Origin of the sequence: Roseomonas populi, from assembly GCF_024594815.1 — a bacterium.
In the GTDB taxonomy this organism is placed as follows: Bacteria; Pseudomonadota; Alphaproteobacteria; order Acetobacterales; family Acetobacteraceae; genus Roseomonas; species Roseomonas populi.
The window spans coordinates 1-25819 of the sequence record NZ_JANJOU010000020.1; the positions used below are offsets into that span (position 1 = coordinate 1).

Consider the following 25819-nt stretch of genomic DNA (forward strand, 5'->3'; position numbering starts at 1 on the left):
CGGTCAGCGCCAGGCCACCCGACCGGACGACATGAACCCCATCACCCACGCGGGGTGGAGCAGCCCGGTAGCTCGTCAGGCTCATAACCTGAAGGTCACAGGTTCAAATCCTGTCCCCGCATCCAAACATCGCCATCTAAAGCTAAGCCCTCAGCACAATCCCGTGCCGAGGGCTATTTGCGTTACGCCCCTCTGCATACCCGGGGACTTCTTGTGGCTATGCTGCGCCGCAACGGCCGTTGGCTGTACCGGACGGAGCAAGACTTCGCGTGGCGGATCAGAACTGTTCTTCACCGTCTTCCAATGACCACGGGGGTGACCCAGCGAGCAGCCAGCACCGCTCGGAGGAGGAGCGGCGCAGGACGGGGCGTGCTGTGGTCCGCAAGGGTGACGAGAAAGAGCCGAAGCACCACCCGGACAAGGGCGACGACAAGAAGCCTGATGAGGACAAGCCGAAAGAAAAGGAAGGCCGGAAAACTCCGGGGCGATGGCCACTTATCATCGGCGGGGTTGTGCTGCTCCTCGCGGCTACTGGGGGCGGCTGGTACTGGTGGAGCCACCGCAATCTGGAATCGACGGACGACGCCTACACAGAAGGCCGGGCCGTCAGCATCGCACCGCGTGTCAGCGGCACCGTTGTCGAACTCTCCGTCACCGACAACCAGTTCGTCCGCGCCGGTGACCTGCTGCTTCGGATTGATCCGCGCGACTATCAGGTGCAACGCGACCAGGCCCGGGCTCAACTGGATCTCGCACGCACGCAGTTCCGTTCCTCGGAGCTGGAGCTAGAAATCGCGCGGGTGCGCGCGCCCGCCCAGTTGCAGCAGGCTGAGGCGCAGCGCGATTCGGCCCGGGCCAACCAGGCCCAGGCCCGCGCGGATTACCAGCGTCAGCGCAGCGTTGACCCCCGCGCCACCACCCAGTCCAACATCGACACTGCGAACGCTGCGCTCCAGACGCGTACGGCTGCCGTGTCCCAAGCCGATGCCGAGGTGAAGATCGCCTCCGTCTCGCAGCAAACCATCGAGCAGGCCGCCAGCACCGTGGAGCAGCGCCGCGCCGCCGTGGCGCAGGCCGAGGCGCAACTCGCCCAGGCCGAGCTGAACCTCTCCTACACCGAGCTCCGTGCCCCACAGGACGGTCGCGTCACCCGCCGCAACGTGGAGAAGGGCGCGCTGCTCCAGCCCGGTGGCACGGTGATGAGCCTCGTCACGCCCGAGGTCTGGATTGCTGCCAACTTCAAGGAGAGCCAGCTGGACCGCATGCGCCCCGGCCAGCCCGTGGAGATCGAGGTGGACGCCTACCCCGATCTCGAACTCCGAGGCCATATCGACAGCATCCAGATGGGCAGCGGCGCCCGGTTCAGCGCCTTCCCGGCGGAGAACGCCACGGGCAATTTCGTGAAGATCGTCCGCCGCGTGCCCGTGAAGATCGTGATCGACCGCGGCCTCAACCCGGACCAACCCATTCCGCTCGGCCTTTCCGTCGTGCCCACGGTGAACGTGGAATGAGCGGATCGCAGGGCTGGAAGCCCCGCTCCAATCCCTGGACCATCACGATGGTGGTCACCCTGGCGGCCTTCATGGAGGTGCTGGACACGACCATCGTCAACGTTTCCCTGCCGCACATCGCCGGTAGCCTCTCCGTCAGCAACGACGAGAGCACCTGGGCACTGACCACCTACCTCGTCGCCAACGGCATCGTCCTCACCGTCTCGGGCGCGCTCAGCCGGATGATCGGGCGCAAGCGGTATTTCATCATCTGCATCTCCGTCTTCACCCTCGCCTCGCTCGGCTGCGGCATCGCTACGGAGTTCTGGCAGCTGATCCTCTTCCGCGCGGTGCAGGGCTTCTTCGGCGGCGGCCTGCAGCCTACGCAGCAGGCCATCATCCTCGACACCTTCCCGCCGGAGAAGCGCGGCACCGCCTTCTCCGTCACCGCCGTTGCGACCATCATCGCACCCATCCTGGGCCCGGTCGTGGGCGGCTACCTGACCGATACTTACTCCTGGCACTGGATCTTCCTTATCAACGTGCCGATTGGTGCGCTGACGGTCTTCGGCGTGCTGCAGGTGGTGGAAGACCCGCCCTGGGTGGAGGAGGAGAAGGAGAACAGCCCGCGCTTCGACTATGTGGGCCTCGGCTTCGTCGTTCTGGCGCTCGGCGGCATGGAACTGGCGCTCGACCGCGGCGAGAACTACGACTGGCTGGATTCCGCCTACATCCGCAACGCGGCCCTCGTCTCCGCCCTCGGCTTCGTCGGCGGAGCCTACTGGCTGCTCTACGCGCGGCACCCCATCGTCAACCTCGGCGTCTTCAAGGACCGGAACTTCGCCGTGGGCTGCGCCCAGATCGGGCTGATGGGCTTCGTCCTTTATGGATCGGCCGTGGTGATTCCCCAATTCGCGCAGCAGCAGCTGGGCTACAACGCCACCTGGTCCGGTCTCGTGCTCGCGCCGGGCGCGGTGGTGCTCGTCCTCCTCATCCCCGTGACGGGGAAATTGATGCAGCTGATTCCCGCGAAGTACGTCATCGCCTTCGGCGGGCTCTGCCTGGCCTCCTCCCTCGTTTACTCCCAGCGGCTGACACCGAACCTGGATTACCAGCAGCTCGCCATCATCCGCGCCACCCAGACCATCGGCCTCGCATTCCTCTTCGTGCCGATCAGCACCCTGGCCTACGCCACGCTTCCGCGCGAGCTGAACGGCGACGCCACCGCGCTGTTCAGCATGATCCGGAACGTCGCCGGCTCCATCGGCATCTCCCTTTCCACCGCCATCGTCGCCGACCACCAGCAGATCCGGAACAGCCAGCTGATCGAGCACATGACGCCGCTCTACGAGCCCTACAACACCACGCTGCAAGCCATCCGCCAGGCGCTGATCGACATGGGCCAGGCGCCCGCCCAGGCGGCGCAGATGGCGATGACGCAGATGGTGCAGATGCTGCGCGCGCAGGTCGCCGTGCTCGCCTATTCCGACGTCTTCTCCACCACCGCCATCATCGCCCTGTTCATCGTGCCGCTCGCCTTCCTCTTCTCGGGCGTAAAGGTTCAGGGCGGGGGAGGGGGGCACTGATCATGCGCCCACACGCGCTCCTGCTCGCCACCGCCCTCGGCGCCTGCACCGTCGGGCCGGATTTCACGCCGCCCGACCCGCTGGCACCCGCGGCCTACCGTGACACCGCGCGCAGCACGGACGGGGCCGTCACTCCCGCCGGCCGCCCGGACCCGGAATGGTGGAACAGCTTTCGCGATCCGCAACTGACGAGCCTCGTCGGCCGCACCCTCAGCGGCAATCTCTCCTTGCAGCAAGCGGTGCTGCGGATCGCCCAGGCGCGGCAGGGCGAGGCGGCGGCGCGGGCCGCCGGTCTGCCCAGCCTTTCCGCTGATGGCGCCTATACCCGCCAGCAACTCGGTCTGCGCGGCATCCTGAAATCCCGTGGCGTCTACGATTCCGTGGAGGACCTGCGCGGCAACGCGCGGCTCGAGGACGCGCAGGCCGGCCTGTCGGACCGGGCGGCCGATGCCCTCGGCTCCGCGCTCGGCCTCGCCACCCGGCCCACCAACCTCTTCCAGCAGGGGCTGGACGCCTCCTGGGAGCTGGACCTCTTCGGCCGTATCGCCCGGCAGGTGGAGCAGACCCGCGCCCGCACGCAATCCGCGGTGGAGGGCGCCAACGACGCACTGGTCAGCCTCGTGGCGGAGGTGGTGCGGACCTATGCCGCGCTGCGCGGTGCGCAGGCCCTGCAGCAGGCGCAGCAGGACAACGTGAACGCCGCGCGCGAAATCCTCGCTCTGACCCAACGCCGGCAGCATCAGGGCCTGACCACGCAGCTGGACGTCGAGAACCAGCGCGCCCAGCTCACGAGCTACGAGGCGCAGCTGCAGCCCTACATCGCCCAAGTGCAGCAGGCGATGAATCGCCTCGCCGTCCTCACTGGCTCCCCGCCCGGTATCCTGGACAACGAGCTGGCGACGCCCCGGCCGATCCCCGTGGTCCCGCCCACCGTACCGGTCGGCGTACCGTCCGAGCTCGCGCGGAGGCGGCCGGACATCCGCCACGCCGAGGCCGACCTTCACGCCGCCACGGCCGGCGTGGGCGTCGCCGTGGCGCAATTCTACCCCACCGTCTCCCTCACCGGCAGCCTGGGCACCCGCGCCATCGACGCGAGCTACCTGACGGATTGGGCGAGCCACTTCTACAGCGCCGGCCCCGCCATCTCCGTTCCCATCTTCCAGGGCGGGCGGCTTACGGCGAACCTGAAGCTGGCGAAGGCTCAGGAGGCGGGCGCCGCACTGGGCTACCGCTCCACCGTGCTGAACGCGCTGGCCGAGGTGGAGGACGCGCTCGTCGCCTACCGCACGGACCGCGCCCAGGCGGACCTGCTGCGGCAGACCGTCGTCTCCGCCCGCACCGCCCTCGCACTGGCGCGGGAGCGCTACGACCACGGCCTTTCCAACTTCATTGAGGTGCTGGACGCGCAGCGCACCCTGGTCGGGGCGCGGCAGCAGGAGGTGAGGGCGGGCATCACCCTCACCAATGACGCCGTCGCCCTCTATAAGGCGCTGGGCGGTGGATGGAGCAGCGCGGAGTGGCTGGACCGCGCCACGGCGGCCCAGCCGGGATAGAGCGGATCGCTGCGGGGCGGCATCGCCCGGAAGCGTAGAATCCGCTCTCTTACCCCATTCCCCTCAGCCGGCCTGAGCGCGGACGCGCCGGTTGAAGGGGTTGCGGATCCGGATCTTCCGGGTTTTCAGCACGCGCCCCGGCGCGCGCATGGCCAGCTTCGCGCCTTCCGGCCCGCGCTGCAGGTGCAGCGTGCGCTCGTGGAACGCGTCCAGCCCAGGGCGGTGGCCGATGGAGATCAGGGCGCTCTTCGGCAGCTCGTCCAGCACCAGCTGCATCATCGCGTCCTGGTTATCCTCGTCCAGCGCGGCCGTCGCCTCGTCCATGAAGATCCAGCGGGGCTTCTGCAGCAGCAGCCGGGCGAAGGCCAGGCGCTGCTGCTCGCCAAGCGAGAGCACCTGGTCCCAGCGCTCGTCGCTGTCCAGCCGATCCTCCAGGTGTGAGAGACCAACCCGCTCCAGAGCCGCCACCGCCGCCTTGTTGGACACCTTCTCCGGCGGGCCGGGGTAGGAGAGCGCACCGCGCAGCGTGCCCAGCGGCAGGTAGGGGCGCTGTGGCATGAACATCGTCGCCTCGCGCGGCGGCATGCGGATCTCGCCGCTGCCCCAGGGCCAGATGCCGGCGAAGGCGCGGAACAGGGTGCTCTTGCCCGTGCCGGATTCGCCCTTCACCAGCACGCGCTCGCCCGCGCGGATCTCCGCGCTCGCCTCCGCGATCACCACGGAGCCGTTGGCGAAGGCCACCTGAACGTCGCGGAAGACCACGCGCTCCTCCTCGCCGGTCTTCTCCTCGACCCGCACGATGGTCGGCTGATCGCCATCCTGCACCATCTCCTCGATCACCCGCAGGGACTCGCGGAAGGACAGCAGCCGCTCCACGGAGGAGCGCCACTCGGCCAGCCGCGGGAAGTTGTCCACGAACCAGTTGAGCGAGGCCTGCACCGAGCCGAAGGCCGAGCCGATCTGCATCAGCCCGCCCAGCGTGATCGCGCCGGAGAAGTAAGAGGGCGCGGCGACCACGGTGGGGAAGACGGAGGTGAGCATGCCGTAGGCGCTGGTGAGCCACATGAGCCTGCGCTGGCTCTGCATCAGGTTGCGCACCGCCTCCGCCACGTTGGTGAACAGGAGGGCCAGGCCGCGCCGCTCATCCGTCTCGCCGCCGATCAGCGCGATGCCCTCGCTGCTTTCCCGCGCGCGCACCAAGCCGAAGCGGAAGTCCGCCTCCTTCGCCGTGCGCCAGAAGTTCAGCGCCACCATGGGCCGGCCGACGAGGTAGGTGAGGCCCGAGCCGATGGCCGCGTAGATCAGCGCCGCCCAGACCATGTATCCGGGGATGGTGATGGCCTGCCCGGCGATCGTCAGGTTCAGGGCACCGGAGATGCTCCAGAGAATGCCGACGAAGGCGATCAGCATGACGACGGAGTTGAAGATACCGGTGGCGAAATCCACGGCCAGGTCCACGGACAGCCGCGCATCTTCCGCGATGCGCTGGTCCGGGTTGTCGGCGCCGCCGGCGCGCTCCAGCTGGTAGTGGCGCGCATCCGTCATCCACAGGTCCAGCAGGCGCTTCGTCACCCATTCGCGCCAGCGCAGCTGCACCAGCTGCTTAACGTAGAGCTGGTACACCGCCGTGATCATGGAGGCGAGCGCGAGCCCGAGGAACAGCACCATCTGCCAGAGGAAGGCGTTGCGGTCGCGGTTCTCCAGCGCGTTGAAGAAGTCGCGGTTCCACAGGTTGAAGCGGATCTGGATGAGGATCTGCAGCAGCGTCAGCGCCAGCAGGCCGAAGCCCAGCCACTTCGCGCCCTTCGCGCGCAGGAAGTAGCCTCCGGCCAGGCGGAGGAAGGCCCTGACGGCCCCCGTCTGGATCTGGACGTTCGCGCCCGTCGCTTCACTCACCCTGCGTCTCGCCTGTCATGGGTCTCGCCACTGTCCGCTCCGTCGCGGCTGTTATCATTGGGGCCGCTCCGCCGGGGGCGGCAGCGGCCCGAGCTTCTCCGGGCTCTCGCCGATGCGCTCGGCGTCCAGAGCCTTGCCGCGGTCCGGCACGGTGGCCCCATGCCCCGCGGCGGCGATGGAGCGGCCCACGGCCAGCTTGTCGCCCAGGGCTTGCCCCACGCCGGCGGGGACGCGGATCACCACGCCATCGTCCAGCACGGCGCCGATCACGTCGCCTTGCGGGGTGTAGAGCGGCGCCCGAATGGTGCCGGACACCTGCAGCATCTCGTCGGCCGCCCGGTACTCCGGGAAGGTCCAGCTCGGCCGGTCCACGAAGCGGGGCGGGCTGGCCCCGTCCTTCGCCCAGGCCAGCAGCGTGATGGCCGGGGCACGCCGCGCGCGGATTCCGTACACGACGATGGACTGCCCGGGGGACACGGCCTGCATGATGTCGTCGGCGATGTGCTCGGGGAACAGAACCTGCGGCCCCTCCCGGAACAGCAGGCGATCCGTCTTGCCCTCGGGCGTGAGGAGATAGCGATCCACCACCCCGGTGAAGGAGGGCAGCTGCGTGGGATCGAACCACAGGCGGCCGCCGCCCGGGTTGGAGTTCCCAGAGCCTGACCCCTGAGACAGGACCGGCCCCGCGACGAGTGTCGCGAGGCCGGCCAGAAGCGCCGTGCGGCGGTTCATGAAGCCCTCAGATCCAGCCCCGGCCGGCCACCAGCGAGACCAGGAAGAGGATGAGGAAGATCACGAACAGGACCTTGGCGATGCCGCTGGCTGCGGAGGCCACACCACCGAAGCCCAGCACGCCCGCCACGAGAGCGATGATGAGGAAGATGACGGTCCAGTAGAGCATTGTCCGGGTTCCCTTGAGGAGGATGCGATCCCTGAACGTAGGATTGCCGGGCCGGTTGCCCGACGGGGTTGCGGGGCCGCCACGGAGCGTTGCCCCGGCGCTACACCTGCTGGGCTGCGCTACTTCGGGTCCACCGCCTGGTTGGAGGCGTCGCCCTGTCGCGAGGCCCAGTCCGTCAGCTGCCGCTCCGCGTCACCCTCGCTCAGCCCGTAGCGCTCGCGGATGCGCTCCAGCAGCAGGTCGCGGCGGCCGCCGGCCTGGCTGATGTCCTCTTCTGTCAGCTTGCCCCAGTCCTTGCGGACCTTGTCGCCCATCCCGCCCCAGTCGCCGGCGAGGCGGCCCCGGTCCAGTTCCTTGGTCATCCCGTCCTCCATCCTGCCCGCGCCGATGCGGGCCTGCCGGATGGGAACGGGGGCGCGGTCCGGGGGGTTGCCGGACCGCGTTTTCCCATCAGTCCAGCGAAACGCCGCCAGAGACGGCCTGATAGGTGGCGATGGCCAGCGCCACGGGCTCGAAGGGCTTGCTGATGATGAAGGCGGGCTCCAGCCGTTCAGCCGTCAGCAGCCGCTCGGGATAGGCGGTGACGAAGATCACGGGAGTGTTCTGCTCCTGCAGGATGCGCTGGACGGCGGAGATGCCGTCGCCGCCCGGGCCGAGGTTCACGTCCGCCAGGATAAGCCCCGGCCTCAGCTCCCGCGCCATGGCCACCGCCTCGGCCTCGCCGCTGGCGATGCCCACCACGTTGTGGCCGCAGCTCTCCACCAGTTGGCGGATGTCCATGGCGATGATCGGCTCGTCCTCGATCACCATGATGTCCGTCGCCGCCACGGCCCGCAGCGCGGTGCGCGCCGCCTCCAGCAGGCGGCGGCCCTCCTCCAGCGTGATGCCCACGGCCAGGGAGGCATCCGTGATCGTCAGGTCCTCCAGCGCCGTGAGGAGGAGAAGCTGGCGCTGCTTGGCGGAGATGTGCTCGCCCGGTGAATCCGGCACCAGTCGGCTCACCCCGGCAAAGAGGGCGAGGGGCCCCGGCGCGTCATCCGGCAGCCCGGCCCGGAGGGCCTGGGCCACCAGTGCGTCGCCCTGCGCCTGGCTGCCGGTCAGGGCCCGGGCATAGCGCCGGGCATAGGGCAGGGTACGAAGCAACTCCCCCTGCGACACAGCATTCATCCGTGATAGTCCTCCGCCCCCCGCGGGCCCCCGCCGACATGGCAGGGCTTGCGGGCCCTCTCTAGATGGTCGCGCAGCGCGGCGCCGCGAGGCGTCGCGCTGCCCTTTTCCAGCCGGGTGCATGACAGAAGACCAGGATTTCCGCCCGGCCCTGACCCGCCTGCTGCCCGATCTTCGGGCTTTCGCCCGATTCCTGTCGCGCGATCCGGCCGCAGCGGACGATCTGGTGCAAGACACATTGTTGCGGGCCCTGCGCAACGAGGCGCAGTGGCAGCGTGGCACCAGCCTGCGTGCCTGGACCTTCTCCATCCTCCGGAACGCCTGGTTCGAGGATCGCCGCCGCCACGCCGCGCTGAAGCGCGCCCTGGACCGTGCCCCGCCGGAGGAAGAAGGGCGGCCGGCCGGGCAGGAGCACCGGATGGAGGTGATCGGGCTGGCCCGCGTAATGAAGGACCTCTCGCCGGAGCAACAGGAGGCGCTGGTGCTCGTCGGGGCGCTCGGATTCTCGATGGAGGACGCGGCCCGGGTGGCCGGCGTTCAGGTCGGGACCCTCAAGGCCCGCGTCTCCCGCGCTCGGAAAGCCCTGGCCACGCGCTATGGAAATGAGGCGCATCAGGAGGATACGGGTTAATCCTCGCCCATGGCGTTTTCGTGATTAAGGCCGCGGTAACCGGAATCGGGCCCCAAGCATTGGTCGGGTGAAGTTCGAGTAGAGGGGATAGCCCAGATGACCCAGACCGTTGCCGCGACGCCTGCCGCTAGCCACACGGCCGCTGACTTCCACAAGCTGCTCGTCACCACCCTGCCGCGGCTGCGGGTCCAGGCGCTGGCGCTGACCCGCAACCGCGCCGACGCGGACGACCTGGTGCAGGCCGCCGTCACCTCGGCCCTGGCGGCGAAGGACAGCTTCACCCCCGGCACCAACTTCGGGGCCTGGATGTTCCGCATCCTCCGCAACCGCTTCATCTCCGACGTGCGCCGCAAGCGCGAGACGACGGACATCGACGACGTGCCGAGCTCCGCCTTCGCCCGTCCCGGCGCGCAGGAGGACAGCCTGGTGATGCGCGAGCTGCGCGGCCACCTCTCCCGCCTGCCGGCCGAGCAGCGCACCGCCCTGGTGATGGTGACCGTCCAGGGCATGTCCTACGAGGAGGTCGCGGCGGCGATGGACTGCGCGGTCGGCACCGCGAAGTGCCGCGTCTTCCGGGCGCGCCAGACCCTGCAGCGCTGGCTGACGGGCGAGGAGCGCGGGGTCGAGGCGCCGAAGGTTGCCGCCTCTTCCCGCAAGTCGGCCTCTTCCCCCCGGGCCACTCGCCGTCGTATTGCGGCGGATGACACTGGTGCGGGGTACGCGAACCCTGTCTGAGGATGGCCGAGAGTAACGCCAAGGGAAAATCAGGGGCTGTGCCGAAGCCCGGATCATCTGGAGGAGCGAACGGGCGCGGCGAGGCTGCGCCCGAAGCCGCCTTCGACCTTTGGCTGCAACGCGGCCTGCATCAGCTGTTCGACGACGTGATGCGCGAACCGATTCCTGAGGAACTGCTGCGCCTGATCGAGCAGGATCGAGGGCAGGGCTGACGAATTCCGTGCCGGACGGGCCTCTGCCGTCCGGCACTGTGCGAAGGAACGTCCGATCTATGCCCGGGCAGGACAGGTTGAGGCAGCTCAGGCTGCGACTCGGCTCCGCCCTGGGCGGCATACGTGGACGGATGATGGTGCTGCTGATGGTCGCGGGCATCCCGGTCGCGGCCATTGCCCTTACCAATGCACTCCAGGATTACCGGGCCGCGCTCGACGAGGGGCGACGTGGCGTCGAAACGCTGCGCGCCCTGGTGGCGGCACGCTACGGGGTGGCGATCGGCAGCGCCGAATCGGTTCTCATAGCCCTGGCGCGCCAGGATCCCCGTGCCGGGGAGGACCAGGCCGGCTGCACGGCCTCCTTCCGCCGTGTCATCGACCTCCACCCCGGGGACATCGCTGAACTTGCTGTGGCGACCCCCGGCCAGCCGGCGGCCTGCGGCAGCGTCCCGGCCGGATTCGATCCGCAGCCGCTACTGCGCGAGGCCCTGGCCAGCGGTGCCCCCGCCTACGGCGCCTTCCTGCCGGGGGTACGGGGCCGCGCCCCTGTCATGCCCGTGGCGGTGCCGGGATCCGGGCCGGGGACCAGCCCCGGGCCGGCCCAGGGGGAATGGGCGGTCATCGGGGCCGTGGTTCTTCGGGACGACGCCGCCCTGCCGGGCAATTCCCGCGCATCCCGCGACATGATCTGGCTCATCGACCGCGCCGGCCGGGTGCTCACGCCTGGCGGGACGGGCGGGGCCGCCCTGGATCCGGCCATCATCGCCCAAGTGGGGGAAGAGGGAGAGGTCGCGGAAGGGCCTCGCGGGGACGTTGTCTACGCCGGCGCGCGCCTCAATCCCGGCCTGCGGCTGGTCGTCGGCCACCCGATCTCCGCCTCCAGGCAGGCGGCGCGCGACGTCCTGCTCCAGCGCGTCATGGAACTGGCCACCTTTCTCGTGGCCTGCCTTGCCGCCATCGTGGTGGGGGCGGACCTGGCCATGGTCCGGCCGCTCCGCCTTCTTTCCGTGCGGGTCAGGGCCTGGCGGCCGGGCAACGCCTTCCGCGTGAACCCGACAGGTACGGAGCCCCGCGAGGTGCGCGCGGTGGAGCAGGCCTTCAGCGAGGCGGCCGAGGCGCTGGCCCGGCGCGAGGCCGACCTGCGGGCCGCGCTGGAGCAGCGGGACGCGCTGATGGCCGAGATCCACCACCGCGTGAAGAACAACCTGCAGATCGTCTCCTCCCTGCTGAACCTGCAGGCCGGGCGCATCGCGGACCCGCAGGCCACGGCCGAGTTCCTGGCCGCCCGCAACCGGGTGCGCGCCCTGGCCACGCTGCACCGGCACCTCTACGTGCAGCACAGCTTCGAATCGGTCTCCCTGCCGCCCTTCCTGACGGAGCTGGCGAACCAGCAGTTCTCCTCCCACAACGAGGCGCCGGGCGAGCGGCTCGCGCTGAAGCTGGAGATCGCCGACGTCGTCATCTCCACCGACCAGGCCGTCTCGCTCTCCCTCCTCGTGACGGAGGCGATCGGCAATGCGGTGGAGCACGCCTTTCCGGACGACACGCGCGGCACGATCTGGTTCTGTCTCCGGGAGGAGGGCGGCGATGTGGTGCTGACGGTGCGGGATGACGGGATCGGCCTTCCGGACCGGCAGTCCCGCCCGCGTGGCCTCGGGCTCCAGTTGATGGACGGCTTCGCCAAGCAACTGGGCGGCCCGCTCGTCGGCGGGCGCGTGGAAGGGGAGGGGGGCGGAACCCGCTGGAGCGTCCGCTTCCCCATCCGGGCCAATCCGCCGCCGCGTCCCATGGCGGCCTGATAGGGGCAGCCCCAAGCGGACCGGGCCAGCAAGGCCGCCTTATCTGGATCTCCGTTGTGTCCGCCCTGCCATGGGCCCCTCCGCCGGGCAGTTGCCCTCCGTGGCGGCGCAACCGCCCCCGAGGGGGCGCGTTGGCGAAGGGATTGTCACATCATCCCAGGAGGGACCCATGGCCGCGAACAGTGATGCAGGCAAGGCGGTTGACGAGGCCGCCACCAAGGTGACCGATACCGTCAACAGGGTGAGCGATGCGGCCGGCAACGCCGCTGACAGTGCCGCCGAGCAGATCGCAGCGCTGAAGAAGCAGGTGGAGGACCTCTACGCCGAGCGGGACAAGTACCTGTCCAAGGCGATGGATGCTGCCGAGGGCTATGCGGCCCGCGCCAGCGACGCCGCCCAGGTGCAGTACGAGGCGGTGGCCGACCGCGTGCGGGAGCGCCCGGCGCAGTCGATCCTGATCGCCGCCGCTGCCGGCTACATTCTCGCCCGCATCCTGGGCCGCTGAGGAGACGCCGGGCATGCTGCGGACCTTCAGCCTGGTCGGGATGGCGGCGCAGGCCGAAGGCCGCCGCCTGAAAGCAAAAGCCAGCGCGACTGGCACGCGTATGGCCTTCTACGCCGGGGCCGGCGTGATGGGCCTGGCCGCCTTCGTGGTGCTCCACTTCGTGCTTTGGTTCATCGCGCGGAACAGCTTCGGGACCGTTGTCTCCTCCCTGCTGGTCATGGTGTTCGACCTTGTCCTGGCCGGGATCTGCGTGTTCCTGGCCTCGCGCAACACCACCGCGCGGGAGGAGATCGAGGCCCAGGCCGTGCGCAACGTGGCCCTGACCGGGGCGGCCCAATCGGCCGTCAGCGGCTTCACCACCCAGGCCGGGCCGCTCATGGCGCTGGCGGGAATTGCCATCGCCGCCCTGTGGCCGAAGCTCCGCGGCGGCCGGCGCCTCTAGCAAACCGACACATCGCCGTCATGGAAGCGGGGCGCCTCTGCCGGGGGCGCCCCTTTTTCGTGGTCGCGCGGGGAGGACTGTCATCCAACCGTCATATATTTGAAACGCGGACGTCGCGGCCCCTACCTAGAAGGCGCCTGCCGGCCGGAAGGCCGGGCCTGAAACACGGAGAATTGCCGGTGATCACCCGTCGCCTCGCCCTTGCGGGCCTCGTTGCCGTTGCGGCCACGCCCGCCCTGGCCCAGAACGCCTCGATCACGGGAGCCGGCGCTTCCTTCCCCAATCCCGTTTATCAGCGCTGGGGCGAGGGCGCGAAGGCGGCCGGCATCCAGCTGAACTACCAGTCCGTCGGCTCGGGCGCCGGCGTGAACCAGATCCGCAACCGCACGGTGGACTTCGGCGCCACGGACGCCCCGCTTACCCAGCAGCAGCTGACCGAGGCGAACCTCCTGCAGTTCCCGACCGTGATGGGCGCGGTGGTTCCCATCGTGAACATCCCCGGCGTTGCCGCCGACCAGCTGCGCCTGACGGGCGAGGTGCTGGCTGACATCTACGCTGGCAAGATCACCAAGTGGAACGACCCGCGTATCGTCGAGCTGAACAGCGGCGTCACCCTGCCGAACCTCGCCATCGCGCCCGTCTACCGCGCGGATGCCTCCGGCACGAGCTTCGTGTTCACCTCCTATCTCTCCGCCGTGTCCGAGGCCTGGAAGAACGGTGCGGGCGCCGGCACTTCCGTGAAGTGGGCCACCGGCGCGGGTGCCCGCGGCAATGAGGGCGTGGCGGGCACTGTCCGCAACACCCGCGGCGGCATCGGCTATGTCGAGAACGCCTATGCCACGCAGAACCGCCTTGCCACCGTGCAGCTGCGCAACAAGGCCGGCCAGTACGTGAAGCCGACGATGGAGACCTTCCAGGCGGCTGCGGCCAACGCCAACTGGGGCGTGCCGGGCATGGCGGCGAGCATCATCGACCAGCAGGGCGCCAATTCCTGGCCGATCGTCTCCCCCACCTTCATCCTGCTGCCGACCAACCCGACGGACGGCGCGAAGACCCGCGCGGTGATGCGCTTCTTCGACTGGGCCTTCACCAACGGCAGCAGCGTCGCCAGCGAGCTGGAGTACGTCCCGCTGCCGCAGACCGTGCAGAACTCCGTGCGCGCCGCCTGGGGCCAGATCCGGATCGACGGCCAGCCGGCCTGGCCGGCCCGCTGAAGCCCTGAGCTGAAGCAACCCGTCCGGCGGCCCCGCGCCGCCGGACGACCCCTTTTTCGAGGAAGACCGCGTGGCACAGGTCGCCGTTCCCGAAACTCTCGAAGCCGCACCGGCACGCCCCACCACCCGAAGGGGCAGCGGGACCGGCGACGCGGTCTTCGCCTTTCTCTGCCGCGCCTCCGCGGCGCTGGTGCTGGTGCTGCTGGGCGCCATCATCGTGGAGCTGTTCATCGGCGGATTGCCGGCCTTCCGGGCCTTCGGCGCCGCCTTCGTCTCCTCCACCGAATGGGACCCGGTGCAGGAGATCTACGGCGCGGGCGTGCCGATCTACGGCACCATCCTCACCGCCATCCTCGCCCTGCTGCTCGCCGTGCCGGTCGCCTTCGGCATCGCCTTCTTCCTGACGGAGCTGGCGCCGGAATGGATGCGCGGCCCCGTCGGCACCGCGATCGAGCTGCTGGCGGCCGTGCCCTCCATCATCTTCGGCATGTGGGGCTTCTTCGTCATCGTCCCCGTGATGGCGGGCACGATCCAGCCCGCCATCATTGACACCATCGGCGAACTGCCGCTGGTCGGCAGCCTCTTCCAGGGCCCGCCCTTCGGCACGGGCCTGTTCACCGCCGCCCTCATCCTCGCGATCATGGTGCTGCCCTTCATCGCCGCCACCATGCGGGACGTCTTCCTGCAGGTGCCCGGCGTGTACAAGGAAAGCGCCTACGGCCTCGGCTCCACGCGGTGGGAGGTGATGCGCAAGGTCGTGCTGCCCTACACCCGCGTTTCGGTGGTCGGCGGCATCATGCTCGGCCTCGGCCGAGCCCTGGGTGAGACGATGGCGGTCACCTTTGTCATCGGCAACGCCAACCGCATCACGCCCTCCCTATTCGGGCCTGGCAACACGATCGCCTCCATTGTCGCACTGGAGTTCGGCGAGAGCGGGGCGGGCAGCCTCAAACTCTCCGCCCTGCTGGCGCTCGGCTTCCTCCTCTTCGTCATCTCCTTCGCGGTGCTGGCCCTCTCGCGCTGGCTGCTCCGCTCGCGGCTGAAGGGCTGATACCCATGTCCGCCACGACCTCCCCCATGCCTCAATCCTCGGTCCCCGGCCGGGCCAAGGACCGCGCCACCTCGGAGGCGCTGGGCCGCCGCCGTGCCCGCGCGGACGCGATCGTGCGGGTGCTCTGCACCATCGCCACGATCCTGGGCCTCTTCTTTCTCGCCTCCATCCTCCTCACCCTGGTGATCCGCGGCGCGGGCGGCATCTCCCTCAGCGTCTTCACCAACGTCACGCGGCCCCCGGGCTCGCATGGCGGCCTGCTGAACCCGATCATCGGCAGTCTCATCCAGGTGTTCCTGGCCACGCTGGTCGGCACGCCGATCGGGATGCTGGTGGGCACCTACCTGGCCGAGTACGCCGGGGAGTCCCGCTTCGGTCAGGTGGTGCGCTTCGTGTCGGACGTGCTGCTCTCCGCCCCCTCGATCCTCATCGGCCTCTTCGTCTACCAGATCCTGGTGCTGCCCTTCGGGGGCTTCTCCGGCTGGGCGGGCATCGTGGCGCTGGCGATCATCGTCATCCCCGTCGTGGTCCGCACGACCGAGGACATGCTGCGCTTGCTGCCGAACACATTGCGGGAGGCGGTGATCGGCCTCGGCGCCCCGAAGTGGAAGATGATCGTGCTGGTCTGCTGGCGCGCCGCGGTGTCCGGCATCATCACCGGCGTCCTGCTGGCCGTGGCCCGCGTGGCCGGCGAGACGGCGCCGCTGCTCTTCACCTCGCTCGGCAACCTCAACTGGTCGCTGAACCTCTCTCAGCCCATGTCGAGCCTGCCGATCACCATCTACTCCTACGCCGGCTCTCCCTATGAGGACTGGATCACGCTCGCCTGGACGGGCGCGCTGATCATCACCCTGGGCGTGCTCGGCCTCAACATCGCCGCCCGCTCCGTGCTGCGCGCACGTCGCTAGAGCCGGAGAAGGTCATGAACCAGAACAACGGCATGGAATCCGCCGCCATGAGCGCCGAACCCCTGAACCAGGCCCAAGCCGCCGCCGCGAACCAGAAGGCGGCGGAACTGGCCCAGATCGCCCAGCAGGCTCATCCGCAGCAGGCCGGCTCCGGCAGCTTCGGCGGGATGGCCGTGCGCTCCTCCGCCGTGATGAACCCGGCGCGGATCGCGGTGAAGGACCTCAACTTCTACTACGGCGCGAACAAGGCGCTGAAGGGCATCACGCTCGATTTCCCGGACCGCCAGGTCACGGGCATGATCGGGCCCTCCGGCTGCGGTAAGTCCACGCTGCTGCGCGTGCTGAACCGCATGTACTCCCTCTACCCCGGCCAGCGCGCCGAGGGGCAGGTGATGCTGGACGGGCAGAACATCGTGGATGACGGGATGGACCTGAACGCCCTGCGCGCGAAGGTCGGCATGGTCTTCCAGAAGCCCACGCCCTTCCCGATGACGATCCATGAGAACATCGCCTTCGGCATCCGCCTGCACGAGAAGCTCTCCCGCGCGGAAATGGAGGAGCGGATCGAGTGGGCGCTGACCCGCTCCGCCCTCTGGGGCGAGGTGAAGGACCGGCTGCACTCCTCCGCCATGGGCCTCTCGGGCGGCCAGCAGCAGCGCCTGTGCATCGCGCGCACCATCGCGGTGCGCCCGGAGGTCATCCTGTTCGACGAGCCGACCTCGGCTCTCGATCCCATCAGCACACTCAAGATCGAGGAGCTGATCGACGAACTGAAGCGCGACTTCACCATCGCGATTGTGACGCACAACATGCAGCAGGCGGCGCGCTGCGCGGACCAGGTGGCCTTCTTCTACCTCGGCGAGCTGGTGGAGGTGGCCCCGGCCGCCGAGCTCTTCACCGCGCCGCGGCAGAAGCGCACCCAGGAATACATCACCGGCCGCTTCGGCTGAGCCACGAGGAGACGGACATGGCTTCGGAGCGCATCGTGAAGTCCTACGAGGAAGAGCTGAAGCGCCTGCGCGAGCTGATCGCCCGCATGGGCGGCCTTGCGGAACGCCAGGTGGCTGACGCCGCCTACGCCCTGGTCCGGCGGGATTCCGAGCTGGCCGGCGAGGTGGTCGGCCGCGACGGCCCGATCGACGCGCTGGAGCGGGAGGTGGACGCGTTCTGCGTGCGCCTGCTGGCGCTCCGCCAACCTATGGCGAGCGACCTGCGCTTCATCATCGCCGCGCTGAAGATCAGCCAGGACATCGAGCGCATCGGCGACTACGCCCGCAACGTGGCCAAGCGCGCCATCATCGTCTCCGGCCAGCCCTTCCTGGGTGGGGTAAACGGCTTCCAGTGGATGGCGCAGCTCGTCCAGCGCAACCTGAAGGACAGCATCGACGCCTTCGTGAAGGACGATGCCGAGCTCGCCGAGCGCGTCTGGGCCGCGGATGCTCCCGTGGACGACATCTACACCGGGATCTTCCGGGAGATGCTGACCCACATGATGGAGGATCCGCGCAACATCACGGCCTGCACGCACCTGCTGTTCATCGCGAAGAATTTCGAGCGCATCGGCGACCACGCGACGAACATCGCGGAGACGGTGCACTACGCCGTGCGCGGCGCCACGCTCCCCGAGGACCGGCCGAAGGCCGACGCCTCCGTCGAGGCGCCGGCGCCATGAGGACGGCGGCGCTTCCGGACGCGCAGCGCCCGACCATTCTCGTGGTCGAGGACGAGGCGCCGCTGCTCACCCTCCTGCGGTACAACCTGGAGAAGCAGGGCTTCCGGGTGGAAGAGGCGGCGGACGGGCCTGAGGCCCTGATCCGCGTCGCCGAGTCCAAGCCGGACCTGATGCTGCTGGACTGGATGCTGCCCGCCATGTCCGGGCTGGAGGTCTGCCGCCAGCTCCGCCGCCGGCCGGAGACGCGGGACCTGCCGATCATCATGGTCACCGCCCGCACGGAGGAGACCGACGCCGTCCGCGCGCTCGACACCGGGGCGGACGACCACATCGGCAAGCCCTTCACCATGGACGCGCTGCTGGCCCGCATCCGCGCGGTGATGCGCCGCTCCGGCGCGCCCGCGGCCCGCGGCACGCTGGCCTGGCAGGACATCGTGATGGACCAGGACGCCCACCGCGTGACGCGGGCGGGCCGCACCCTGCATCTCGGCCCCACGGAGTACCGGCTGCTGGAGTTCTTCCTGCAGCACCCCGGCCGCGTCTTCTCGCGCGAGCAGTTGCTGGATGCCGTCTGGGGCCGGGACATCCATGTGGAGCTGCGGACGGTGGACGTGCACATCCGCCGGCTGCGCAAGGCGATCAACGGCGAATCGGACGCGGACGTGATCCGCACCGTCCGCAGCGCCGGCTACGCCCTGGACGTCGAGGGCTGATCCAGGAGAGGGCTGACCCAGGAGAGGGCTGACCCAGGAGAGGGCTGACCGGGCGGGCCGGGGTTCCGGCCCGTGTTCCCAAGCGCCGCTGCCCGCCCTATCCTCGGCAGCGGAGCGAAGGGGATAGCAGGGCTTGGACGCTGCGGCGTTGCGCCACGAGATGCCGCCGGAGGTGGAGGCCCTTCCCGGGCTCCTCGACCGGCTCGAAGAGTTCTCCGAGGCCGCGGGCCTCTCCCCGGGCGCCGCGCAGCGCCTCTCCGTCGTGGCCGAGGAGTTGGCGGCGAACGTCGCCATGCACGGGAAAGGTGCGAGCCGCCTCCTCGTGGAGGCGAGGCGGGAGGGCGATTCGGTCCACCTCCTGATCGAGGATGACGGGCCCGCCTTCGATCCCCTCTCCGCCGCCGCGCCGGACATCGATGCGGGGGTGGAAGAGCGCGACATTGGCGGGCTTGGCATCCACTTCGTCCGCCGCATGACGCGCGAGGCCGCTTATGAGCGCCGCGACGGCACGAATCGCCTGACGGCGCTGCTGGACGCGGGCTGAACGGGGCGGCAAAGATCAGCCGCAGCCGGCCCCGCCACTTGGCCAACACGCCCTTATCTGGCCGGCGCTGACTGGAGACGCCATGCAGATCGCCGAGCACCGGGAAGGCGCGACCACCATCGCCGCGCTGGAGGGCCGCCTGGACACCGCCACCGCCCCGGCCACCGAGGAGAAGCTGCTCTCCCTCCTGGACGGGGGCGGGCTGGTCGCGGACATGTCGGAAGTCCGCTACGTGTCCTCCGCCGGCCTGCGCGTGCTGCTGAAGGCGGCGAAGCAGGCGCGGGTGAAGGGTGTTTCCTTCTCCGTCTGCGGGCTGCAGCCGGCCGTGCGGGAGGTCTTCGAGATCTCCGGCTTCGACAAGATCATCCCCATGCACGCCACCCGCGCCGAGGCGGTGGCCGGCGCCTGACCACCGGGCGCGGCAAGGCCATGCCCGCCTTGCGCCAGGCCGCGCCCGCGCCGCCCGGCGACGCCATGCCCGGAACCGCCGGGGAGGGGTTGGCGGCCCTGGCCGGGCTCGCCCCCTCTGCCGTGTTGGAGCGGCGGCTGGACCGGGCTGCTCCCCTGCTGCCCTCGCTAGAGCCACGCCCGCACATCGACTCGCCCGGCTGGGCCGCTTTGCTGGACGCGGTGACGGTGGGGGAAACCCGGTTCTTCCGCGCCGCGCCCCAACTCCTCGCCCTGCGAGACCTGATGCCGAGGCTGCCCGGCCGGCCGCTCCGCCTGCTCTCGGCTGGCTGCGCCACGGGGGAGGAGGCCTGGAGTCTTGCCCTGCTGGCAGAGGAGGCGGGGATCGAGGCGGAGGTGCTGGGCCTCGACCTGAATCGCCTTTTCCTGACGGAAGCCGCGGCCGGTCGCTACCCGGCCGGCCCGCCGGACGCTCTGCGGGAGGTGCCGCTGCCGTTCCGCGCCCGCTTCCGTCAGGCCGAAGGCTGGGTGCGACCCCTGGCCGCCCGCCCGCCCGCCTTCCGCCGCGCGAACCTGATCGACCTGCCGCCCGGCATCGGCGGCTTCGGCGCCGTGCTCTGCCGCAACGTGCTGATCTATCTGGTCCCGGCCGCGCGGCACGCAGTTCTTCGCGGTCTCGTCGATCGGCTACTCCCGGGCGGCGCCCTCCTGCTCGGCCCGACGGAGTTCCCCGCCCCCGGCCTGCCCCTGCTGCCGGAGCCGGGCGTGCACGGCGTCTGGCGCCGCGCGTGAATCCCGCCGTGATCCGCGCGGGCGCCATCGCCCATCGCCTGCCCGAAGGCGCCTCGGCCGTCTCCGCGCCCGTGCTGCGGCCCGTGCCGGGCGGGCAGGGGAGCCTCTTCGTCGGGGTGCTCGGCGGCGGCGCTCTGCCAGTCTGGATGCTGCCGGGCGCGGCTCGCCCAGCCCGGGCCTGGGCGCTGGTGCCCGGGCCGGAAGGCGCGGTGCTGGTGGGGGGCGACGCGCTGACCGACATGCCGGGGGAGGGCGCGGAGCCGCTTTGCTTGCCCCGCCTGCCGCCCGCGCCTCCGCCCCTGGCCCGCCTGCCCATGCCGGAGGAGCCGGTGCCGCCACCCGCGCCCGCCCGGGGTGGCTTCCGCCTGGCCCATTCCGGGGGGGCGCTGGACCTGCCCTTCGCGGCGCTGGAGCACCTCCTGCCCATGCCGGCGCTCAATCCCCTGCCGGAGGCACCGCCCGGCGCGCGCGGCATGGCCTGGACCGAGCTTGGCCCGGTCCTTGTCCTGGACGGCGCGGCGGATTCGCCGCTGCTGGCCCTGCTGCTGGTGGAGGGCCGCCGCCTCGGCCTCCCCTGCCGCGGCGCCGAGCCTGTGGGCGGGGCGCCAACCTTGCCGCCGCACCTTTCCGATCCCCGCCTGCTCGCGGCCGCCCCCCTGGCCATACCGCCTGCCGCGGCGCCGCCGGCCCCCACGCGCCTGCTTCTCATGGCCCGCGCGGGGGAGATCGGCTTCGCCCTGCCGCTGGACGAGGTGGCGGCGGTGCTGCCGCCACAGGTGCCGCGCAACGCCGTTCCGGGAACGGGCGCGGTCGCGGGAATCGCGGCGCACCGCGAGGACGTGCTGCCCGTGCTGGACGCCGGCACGCGATTCGGCAGCGGCCCGGTATTGGCCGGAGGCGCGGTGCCGATGCTCCGGCTGCAGGGCGCGCTGCCCGCGGCGCTCGCCGTCTCCGCCGTGCTCGGCCTGCGCGCGGTGCCGGAGGCGGATCTCGCCCCCGTATCCGGCAGTGGGCAAGGGTTGGTGGCGGCCATGGCGCGGCTGGACGGGGCGGTGCTGCCGGTCTGCCGGTCCCGGGCGCTGCTCGCCCCGCTGGCGGGGGTGGCGCCTTGATCCGGGCCCTCGTGGTGGACGATTCCGGCTTCATGCGCATGGCCTTGCGCCGGATCATCGAGGCCGATGGCGACCTGCGCGTGGTGGGCGAGGCGAGCGACGGGGAGCGTGCGGTGGAGATGGCCGCGCGCCTGCACCCGGACATCGTGACCATGGACCTGGAGATGCCCGGGCTGGACGGGATCGCGGCCACGCGCCGCCTGGCCCGCCTGCCGGATCCGCCCGCCGTGGTGATGGTGAGCCACCACACGCGCGACGGATCAGAGGGCGCGGTGGCCGCGCTGGCCGCGGGTGCCGCGGACGTGCTCTGGAAGGGATCCGCCATCGGCGCCCTGGACCTGGCCGGGATCGATCGGGCGCTGCGCGGCCGCTTGCGCTACTGGGCCGGGCAGCGGCGCCGCCCGCCGCGCCACGCGGCCGAACCGGGGCCCGGGACGCAGCCTGAGCGACCTGCCCCGCCGCCCCGCCCGCGTCCCGAGCCTCCGCTCACGCCGGGCTGCGACGTGGTGGTCCTCGCCGCTTCCACCGGTGGGCCGGACGCGCTGGCGGCGCTGCTGGAGGCCGCCGGCCCGCTGCCCGTGCCACTGGTGGTGGCGCAGCACATGCCCGCGGACCTCAGCCCGGACTTCGTCCGCCACCTCGCCCGGCGCGGCGGTATGCCCGCGGTGCTGGCCACCCATGGCGCCCCGCCCCGCCCGGGCGAGGCGACGGTGATCCCCGGTGGCACGGACGGCCACCTGGCGCGCGGCGGGATGGATGCGCCGGCCGGTGGGCTGGTACTGCGGCTCGGGCCGGGGCCCGGCATGGTGCATCCCTCTGCCGACATGCTCTTCCGCTCCGCCGCCGTGGTGGCGCAGCGTGCGATCGGCGCCGTGCTCACCGGCATGGGGCGCGACGGGGCGGAGGGAGCGGCCGCGATGCGGGAGAGGGGCATGGCCGTGCTGGCGCAGTCGCCGGAAAGCTGCGTGGTGGCGGGGATGCCCGGCGCGGTGATCGAGGCCGGGCTGGCCTCCGGGGTAGGCGATCCCGCTGCCCTCGGCGTCCGCCTGCGGGCCCTGGCCGTGCCGCTGACGCCCGCCGCCGTCCGGGGGCGTGGATGGGGATCGACATGAATCTCGATCCCGAGATCCTCGCTTTCTTCCTGCCGGAATGGGAGGAGGCCGCCGCCCGACTGGCCGCGGCCCCCGACGAAACGGCGCAGCGCCGGGCCCTGGACACGCTAGGCGCCCTGGCGAGCGGGGCGGAGATCGGCTCTCTCAAGGCCGCGCTCCGCGCGCTGGAGCCGCTGCCAGAGCCCTTCGATGCCCTTGCGACCGCTGCCGCCCTGGCCTCCCATGCCCGCGCCGTGGTGGAGGCCGGGGAGGACCGGCCCTTCAGCGCCAACCCGGCCGCCGCACCGGACCAGCCGCCCGTCCGCACCCTGGTGGTGGACGACAGCGCCATGATGCGCCGCCTGGTGCGGGAGAGCCTTTCCGCCGACCCCGCCTTTCTCGTCGTCGCGGAGGCCTCGGACGGGCGGGAGGCCCTGGCCCGGATCGCGGAGGACGCGCCGGACCTCATCATGCTGGACATCGAGATGCCCGTGCTGGACGGCCTGGGCGTGCTGCGGGACTGGGCGCTACGCGGCACGGGGGCGGTGGTGGTCGTCTCCTCAGCGGCCGTACCGGGCGGGGAAGTGGCGGCGGAGGCGCGACGCCTAGGCGCCTGCACCGTGGTGGGCAAGCCCTCCGGCGCCTTCTCCCCAGACCTCGGCGAGCGCCAGGGCGAGGCGATCCGCCGCGCCGCGCGCAAGGCGGCGGGCCTGCCAGCCGAGGGCGCGCCATGATCCCCGCGATGGACCTATCGTCGTGATTGACGACGACACCCTTTGGGAGGGCTTCGCGGCTGAGAGCGAGGAGCATCTCGACACGATCGAGCGCCTCCTCTCCGCCCCGGTGGACAAGGAGGGCGTGAACACCCTGTTCCGAGCCTTCCACAGCCTGAAGGGCATGTCCTCCGTCCTCGGCGCCGCCGGGATGCGGGATGTTGCGCACGGCAGCGAGGACCTGCTGGGACTCGCCCGCGCCGGCAAGCTCGCCGTTACGGGCGGCGTGGCGGACGGGCTGACGGCAGCGGTGGATGCGCTGCGCGGCCTGCGCGCCCGGGTTCTGGAGAGCCGCCGCGACGCGCCCGCCGACCCCGCCCTGCTGCGCCGGATCGCCGTCCTGGCGGACGGCGAGGGTGCGCCTACCCCCGCGCCGCCGGCCCTGGAAGCCGTCGCGCCCGCCGGCACCGATCCTCTGCTCGGCGCCTTTGCCTCCCGCTGCGCCGCCGCCGCACCGCTTCTCGCCGGGCTCTCCTCCGGGCGGGATCCGGCGGCCCTGGCCGAAACCGCGGCCCTTGCCGCCGCCGCCCGGATGCTGCGCCTGCCCGGCCTGGCCGAGGCGATGGAGGCTCTGGCCTCCGCCGCCCCGAACGGGTCCTCCGGTGCGCTGCCGGCCCTGGGCCGCCTGCGCCGTCGCCTGGTACTCCTCGCCGCACGGGCGGGGGAGACGGCGGGCGCGGAGACCATCCCCCGCGCCGCGCGGGGCGAGGTGGACACCGCCGCCCTGGCCTCTGCCGCCGATGCCCTGGCCGACCCGCCCGGGGGCCATCACGCCCTGGCCGCCGCCGCGCGGGACGCCGCCGCCGCCGCCTGCGCCCTGGGCCAGGACGCGCTGGAGCGCGCTCTGCTGGCCCTGGAGGATCTGGCGGACCGTGCGGCGGATCCAGACGCCGCCGCCCTTCTCGCCGCGCGCGGCCCGGCTCTGGCGGAGGCTATCCGCCATGCCGGGAGCGGCAGCACCGCGCCGGTCGCGGGCGGGGAGGGGGATTCCCGCATCCCCGCCGGCTTTTTGCCCTTGCTGAGCGAGACGGCGCGGCAGCGCGCCGTCGCTGCCCTGGACTCCGGGGCCCGGCTCTACGTCGCACGGCTCGCCATGGGGCAGGGAGAGGCGCTGGAAGCGGCGATATCTGACGCGCTGCGGCCGGAGGCGGAAATCCTGGGCAGCCGGACGCTGCCCGGGGCCAGCCCACCCCTGCTGGAGTTGCTCCTGGCCAGCGCGGCCGAGCTCGACGTCCTCTCCCGCGCCGCCACCGCCGCCGATCCTTCCCGCCGCGTCCTCCTCTCGCTCTCCGCGGCAGAGGAGGAGGGCTCGCACGCTCCCGCCACTGCTGGCGGGGCCACTATGCGGGTGCGGCGGGAGACGATCGACGGGCTGATCTCGCTGGAGGCGGAAGTGCGCGCCGCCTCCCTCGCCTTGGCGGAGGCGCTGCGGGAGAGCGCGCCGCGCAACGCCATCGCCCGCCTCACCGTCCTTGCCGGGCGATTGGAAGGGGCCACGGGGCGGGAGCTGACGGGGCTGGCGGACCGGCTCCGCCGCTTCGAGGACGCGCTGGAAGAGGCGGAGAGCCGCCTCTCCTTCTCCCTGCGCCGGCTGGACGAGGCGGTGATGGAGCTGCGCGTGGTGCCCATCGGCACCCTTTTCGCCCGCCTGCCCCGCGTGGCCCGCGCCGTGGCGGAGCCGGAGGGGAAGGGGGTGGAGGTGGTGCTGGAGGGGCAGGACGTTGCCATCGACCGGACCCTGGTGGAGGGCCTGGCCGATCCGCTGCTGCACCTCCTCCGCAACGCCGTGGACCACGGGATCGAGGCGCCGGCGGAGCGCCGCGCGGCCGGCAAGCCGCCCCGGGCCGTGATCCGGGTCTCCGCCGCCCGCCGCGCCGGGGGCATCCGTGTCCGCGTTTCCGACGACGGGCGCGGCATCCATCATGGCCGGGTGCTGGCACGGGCCGTGGACCGCGGGCTGGTGACGCCGGAGGAGGCGGGCGGCCTCTCCCCCGCCGCCATCGAGGCGCTGCTCTTCCGCCCGGGCTTCTCCACCGCCGAGACGATCACCGAGACCTCCGGCCGCGGCGTGGGGCTGGACGTGGTGCAGGAGGCCGCGCGCCGCGCCGGCGGCACGCTGGAGGTGGCCAGCACCCCCGGGCGCGGAACCAGCTTCACGCTGCGCCTGCCCTTCACCGCCGCCACCCAGTCCGTGCTGTTGGTGGAGGTTGGTGGGCACCCCTACGCCATTCCCGCCGCGAGGGTGGAGGCGGTGCTGGAAGGGGAAGGGGATGGCCGCCCCGTGCTGCCGTTAGCCCCGCTGCTGGGCCTGCCGCCCGCGCCGCTCGGTGCCGTGGTGGTCGCACGGGCCGCCGCCGGCCTGGTTGCGATCGGAGTGGATAGCGTGCAGCGCCGCGCCGATATACTTCTGCGCCCGCTGCACCCGGCCTTGGCGCGCCTGCCCGGGGTGGGTGGCGTGGGCGTACTGGGCAACGGGGCACCGGTGCTGCTGCTGGAGCCGGACGGGATCAGCGAGAATGTTGCCGGTCCCACCTAAACTTTTTTTCATGTGACCTATCACCAAAATTGGGGATGAGACGGATCGCAATATCGTGAAGATTGGCCCGAAGAGGTCAGCGAGGGAT

At 71.2% G+C, this 25819-nt stretch carries 27 protein-coding genes and 1 tRNA gene; 23 read left to right on the forward strand and 5 right to left on the reverse strand.

Annotated elements, in window-relative coordinates:
- The first annotated feature begins 48 nt into the window (after window positions 1-48).
- The 4 genes from NRP21_RS19825 to NRP21_RS19840 all read left to right on the forward strand — a co-directional run bounded on the left by NRP21_RS19825 (window position 49) and on the right by NRP21_RS19840 (window position 4629).
- Window positions 49-125: transfer RNA gene (locus tag NRP21_RS19825), tRNA-Met, on the forward strand.
- A 249-nt stretch (window positions 126-374) separates the two neighbouring features.
- Entirely contained in the window at window positions 375-1511 is a 1137-nt protein-coding gene (locus tag NRP21_RS19830) for an HlyD family secretion protein (RefSeq protein ID WP_257717967.1), read from the forward strand.
- The gene (locus tag NRP21_RS19835) at window positions 1508-3076 is read left to right on the forward strand and encodes a DHA2 family efflux MFS transporter permease subunit (RefSeq protein WP_257717968.1); all 1569 of its coding nucleotides are present in this window, start codon (window positions 1508-1510) and stop codon (window positions 3074-3076) included. The genes NRP21_RS19830 and NRP21_RS19835 overlap by 4 nt, the downstream gene beginning before the upstream one ends.
- A 2-nt stretch (window positions 3077-3078) precedes the next feature.
- Entirely contained in the window at window positions 3079-4629 is a 1551-nt protein-coding gene (locus NRP21_RS19840) for an efflux transporter outer membrane subunit (RefSeq protein ID WP_257717969.1), read from the forward strand.
- 63 nt (window positions 4630-4692) lie between these two features.
- Here the strand turns inward: NRP21_RS19840 and NRP21_RS19845 are convergent, their stop codons facing one another.
- The 5 genes from NRP21_RS19845 to NRP21_RS19865 all read right to left on the reverse strand — a co-directional run bounded on the left by NRP21_RS19845 (window position 4693) and on the right by NRP21_RS19865 (window position 8593).
- Complete coding sequence (locus NRP21_RS19845; RefSeq protein WP_257717970.1) at window positions 4693-6525, reverse strand: ABC transporter ATP-binding protein/permease; 1833 nt, start codon at window positions 6523-6525, stop codon at window positions 4693-4695.
- Window positions 6526-6579: 54 nt separating this feature from the next.
- Window positions 6580-7257, reverse strand: a complete 678-nt coding sequence (locus tag NRP21_RS19850; protein WP_257717971.1) for a hypothetical protein — start codon at window positions 7255-7257, stop codon at window positions 6580-6582.
- Between the two features lie 7 nt (window positions 7258-7264).
- A complete protein-coding gene (locus NRP21_RS19855; RefSeq protein ID WP_209373742.1) occupies window positions 7265-7426 on the reverse strand; it encodes a DUF1328 domain-containing protein in 162 nt (53 codons plus the stop codon).
- A 119-nt stretch (window positions 7427-7545) separates the two neighbouring features.
- Entirely contained in the window at window positions 7546-7788 is a 243-nt protein-coding gene (locus NRP21_RS19860) for a CsbD family protein (RefSeq protein ID WP_257717972.1), read from the reverse strand.
- A gap of 88 nt (window positions 7789-7876) precedes the next feature.
- Window positions 7877-8593 carry a response regulator gene (locus NRP21_RS19865; RefSeq protein ID WP_257717973.1) on the reverse strand — a complete coding sequence of 239 codons (717 nt, stop codon included), beginning with the start codon at window positions 8591-8593 and terminating at the stop codon, window positions 7877-7879.
- A gap of 121 nt (window positions 8594-8714) precedes the next feature.
- Between NRP21_RS19865 and NRP21_RS19870 the strand changes: the two genes are divergently transcribed.
- From NRP21_RS19870 to NRP21_RS19960, 19 genes are all read left to right on the forward strand, one after another.
- A complete protein-coding gene (locus NRP21_RS19870; protein WP_257717974.1) occupies window positions 8715-9224 on the forward strand; it encodes a sigma-70 family RNA polymerase sigma factor in 510 nt (169 codons plus the stop codon).
- A 96-nt stretch (window positions 9225-9320) separates the two neighbouring features.
- Window positions 9321-9959: a sigma-70 family RNA polymerase sigma factor gene (locus NRP21_RS19875; RefSeq protein ID WP_257717975.1), complete on the forward strand. Its 639-nt coding sequence runs from the start codon at window positions 9321-9323 to the stop codon at window positions 9957-9959.
- A gap of 2 nt (window positions 9960-9961) precedes the next feature.
- Window positions 9962-10171 (forward strand): NepR family anti-sigma factor, encoded by a 210-nt coding sequence (locus NRP21_RS19880; RefSeq protein WP_257717976.1) that lies wholly within the window; start codon window positions 9962-9964, stop codon window positions 10169-10171.
- A gap of 77 nt (window positions 10172-10248) precedes the next feature.
- The gene (locus NRP21_RS19885; RefSeq protein ID WP_257717977.1) at window positions 10249-11970 is read left to right on the forward strand and encodes a sensor histidine kinase; all 1722 of its coding nucleotides are present in this window, start codon (window positions 10249-10251) and stop codon (window positions 11968-11970) included.
- Between the two features lie 169 nt (window positions 11971-12139).
- The gene (locus tag NRP21_RS19890) at window positions 12140-12475 is read left to right on the forward strand and encodes a hypothetical protein (protein ID WP_257717978.1); all 336 of its coding nucleotides are present in this window, start codon (window positions 12140-12142) and stop codon (window positions 12473-12475) included.
- Window positions 12476-12488: 13 nt separating this feature from the next.
- Window positions 12489-12917, forward strand: coding sequence for a hypothetical protein (locus tag NRP21_RS19895; protein WP_257717979.1), 429 nt, complete (start codon window positions 12489-12491; stop codon window positions 12915-12917).
- A gap of 179 nt (window positions 12918-13096) precedes the next feature.
- A complete protein-coding gene (gene pstS / locus NRP21_RS19900; protein ID WP_257717980.1) occupies window positions 13097-14131 on the forward strand; it encodes a phosphate ABC transporter substrate-binding protein PstS in 1035 nt (344 codons plus the stop codon).
- A gap of 70 nt (window positions 14132-14201) precedes the next feature.
- Window positions 14202-15182, forward strand: a complete 981-nt coding sequence (pstC, locus tag NRP21_RS19905; protein WP_257717981.1) for a phosphate ABC transporter permease subunit PstC — start codon at window positions 14202-14204, stop codon at window positions 15180-15182.
- Window positions 15183-15187: 5 nt separating this feature from the next.
- Window positions 15188-16090, forward strand: coding sequence for a phosphate ABC transporter permease PstA (gene pstA, locus NRP21_RS19910; RefSeq protein ID WP_257717982.1), 903 nt, complete (start codon window positions 15188-15190; stop codon window positions 16088-16090).
- Window positions 16091-16257: 167 nt separating this feature from the next.
- On the forward strand, window positions 16258-17040 hold the full coding sequence (pstB, locus tag NRP21_RS19915; protein ID WP_257718084.1) for a phosphate ABC transporter ATP-binding protein PstB: 783 nt from the start codon (window positions 16258-16260) through the stop codon (window positions 17038-17040).
- A 17-nt stretch (window positions 17041-17057) separates the two neighbouring features.
- On the forward strand, window positions 17058-17762 hold the full coding sequence (phoU, locus tag NRP21_RS19920; RefSeq protein WP_257717983.1) for a phosphate signaling complex protein PhoU: 705 nt from the start codon (window positions 17058-17060) through the stop codon (window positions 17760-17762).
- The gene (phoB, locus tag NRP21_RS19925; RefSeq protein WP_257717984.1) at window positions 17759-18475 is read left to right on the forward strand and encodes a phosphate regulon transcriptional regulator PhoB; all 717 of its coding nucleotides are present in this window, start codon (window positions 17759-17761) and stop codon (window positions 18473-18475) included. The genes phoU and phoB overlap by 4 nt, the downstream gene beginning before the upstream one ends.
- 133 nt (window positions 18476-18608) lie before the next feature.
- Complete coding sequence (locus NRP21_RS19930; protein ID WP_257717985.1) at window positions 18609-19019, forward strand: ATP-binding protein; 411 nt, start codon at window positions 18609-18611, stop codon at window positions 19017-19019.
- A gap of 82 nt (window positions 19020-19101) precedes the next feature.
- Window positions 19102-19428: an STAS domain-containing protein gene (locus tag NRP21_RS19935; RefSeq protein WP_257717986.1), complete on the forward strand. Its 327-nt coding sequence runs from the start codon at window positions 19102-19104 to the stop codon at window positions 19426-19428.
- A gap of 20 nt (window positions 19429-19448) precedes the next feature.
- Entirely contained in the window at window positions 19449-20219 is a 771-nt protein-coding gene (locus tag NRP21_RS19940) for a CheR family methyltransferase (RefSeq protein WP_257717987.1), read from the forward strand.
- Window positions 20216-21331 carry a chemotaxis protein CheW gene (locus NRP21_RS27940; RefSeq protein WP_308219919.1) on the forward strand — a complete coding sequence of 372 codons (1116 nt, stop codon included), beginning with the start codon at window positions 20216-20218 and terminating at the stop codon, window positions 21329-21331. The genes NRP21_RS19940 and NRP21_RS27940 overlap by 4 nt, the downstream gene beginning before the upstream one ends.
- A complete protein-coding gene (locus NRP21_RS19950; RefSeq protein WP_257718086.1) occupies window positions 21328-22443 on the forward strand; it encodes a chemotaxis protein CheB in 1116 nt (371 codons plus the stop codon). The genes NRP21_RS27940 and NRP21_RS19950 overlap by 4 nt, the downstream gene beginning before the upstream one ends.
- Entirely contained in the window at window positions 22440-23156 is a 717-nt protein-coding gene (locus NRP21_RS19955; protein ID WP_257717988.1) for a response regulator, read from the forward strand. Before NRP21_RS19950 ends, NRP21_RS19955 begins: the two co-directional genes overlap by 4 nt.
- A 22-nt stretch (window positions 23157-23178) precedes the next feature.
- The gene (locus tag NRP21_RS19960) at window positions 23179-25731 is read left to right on the forward strand and encodes an ATP-binding protein (RefSeq protein ID WP_257717989.1); all 2553 of its coding nucleotides are present in this window, start codon (window positions 23179-23181) and stop codon (window positions 25729-25731) included.
- Window positions 25732-25819 lie beyond the last annotated feature (88 nt).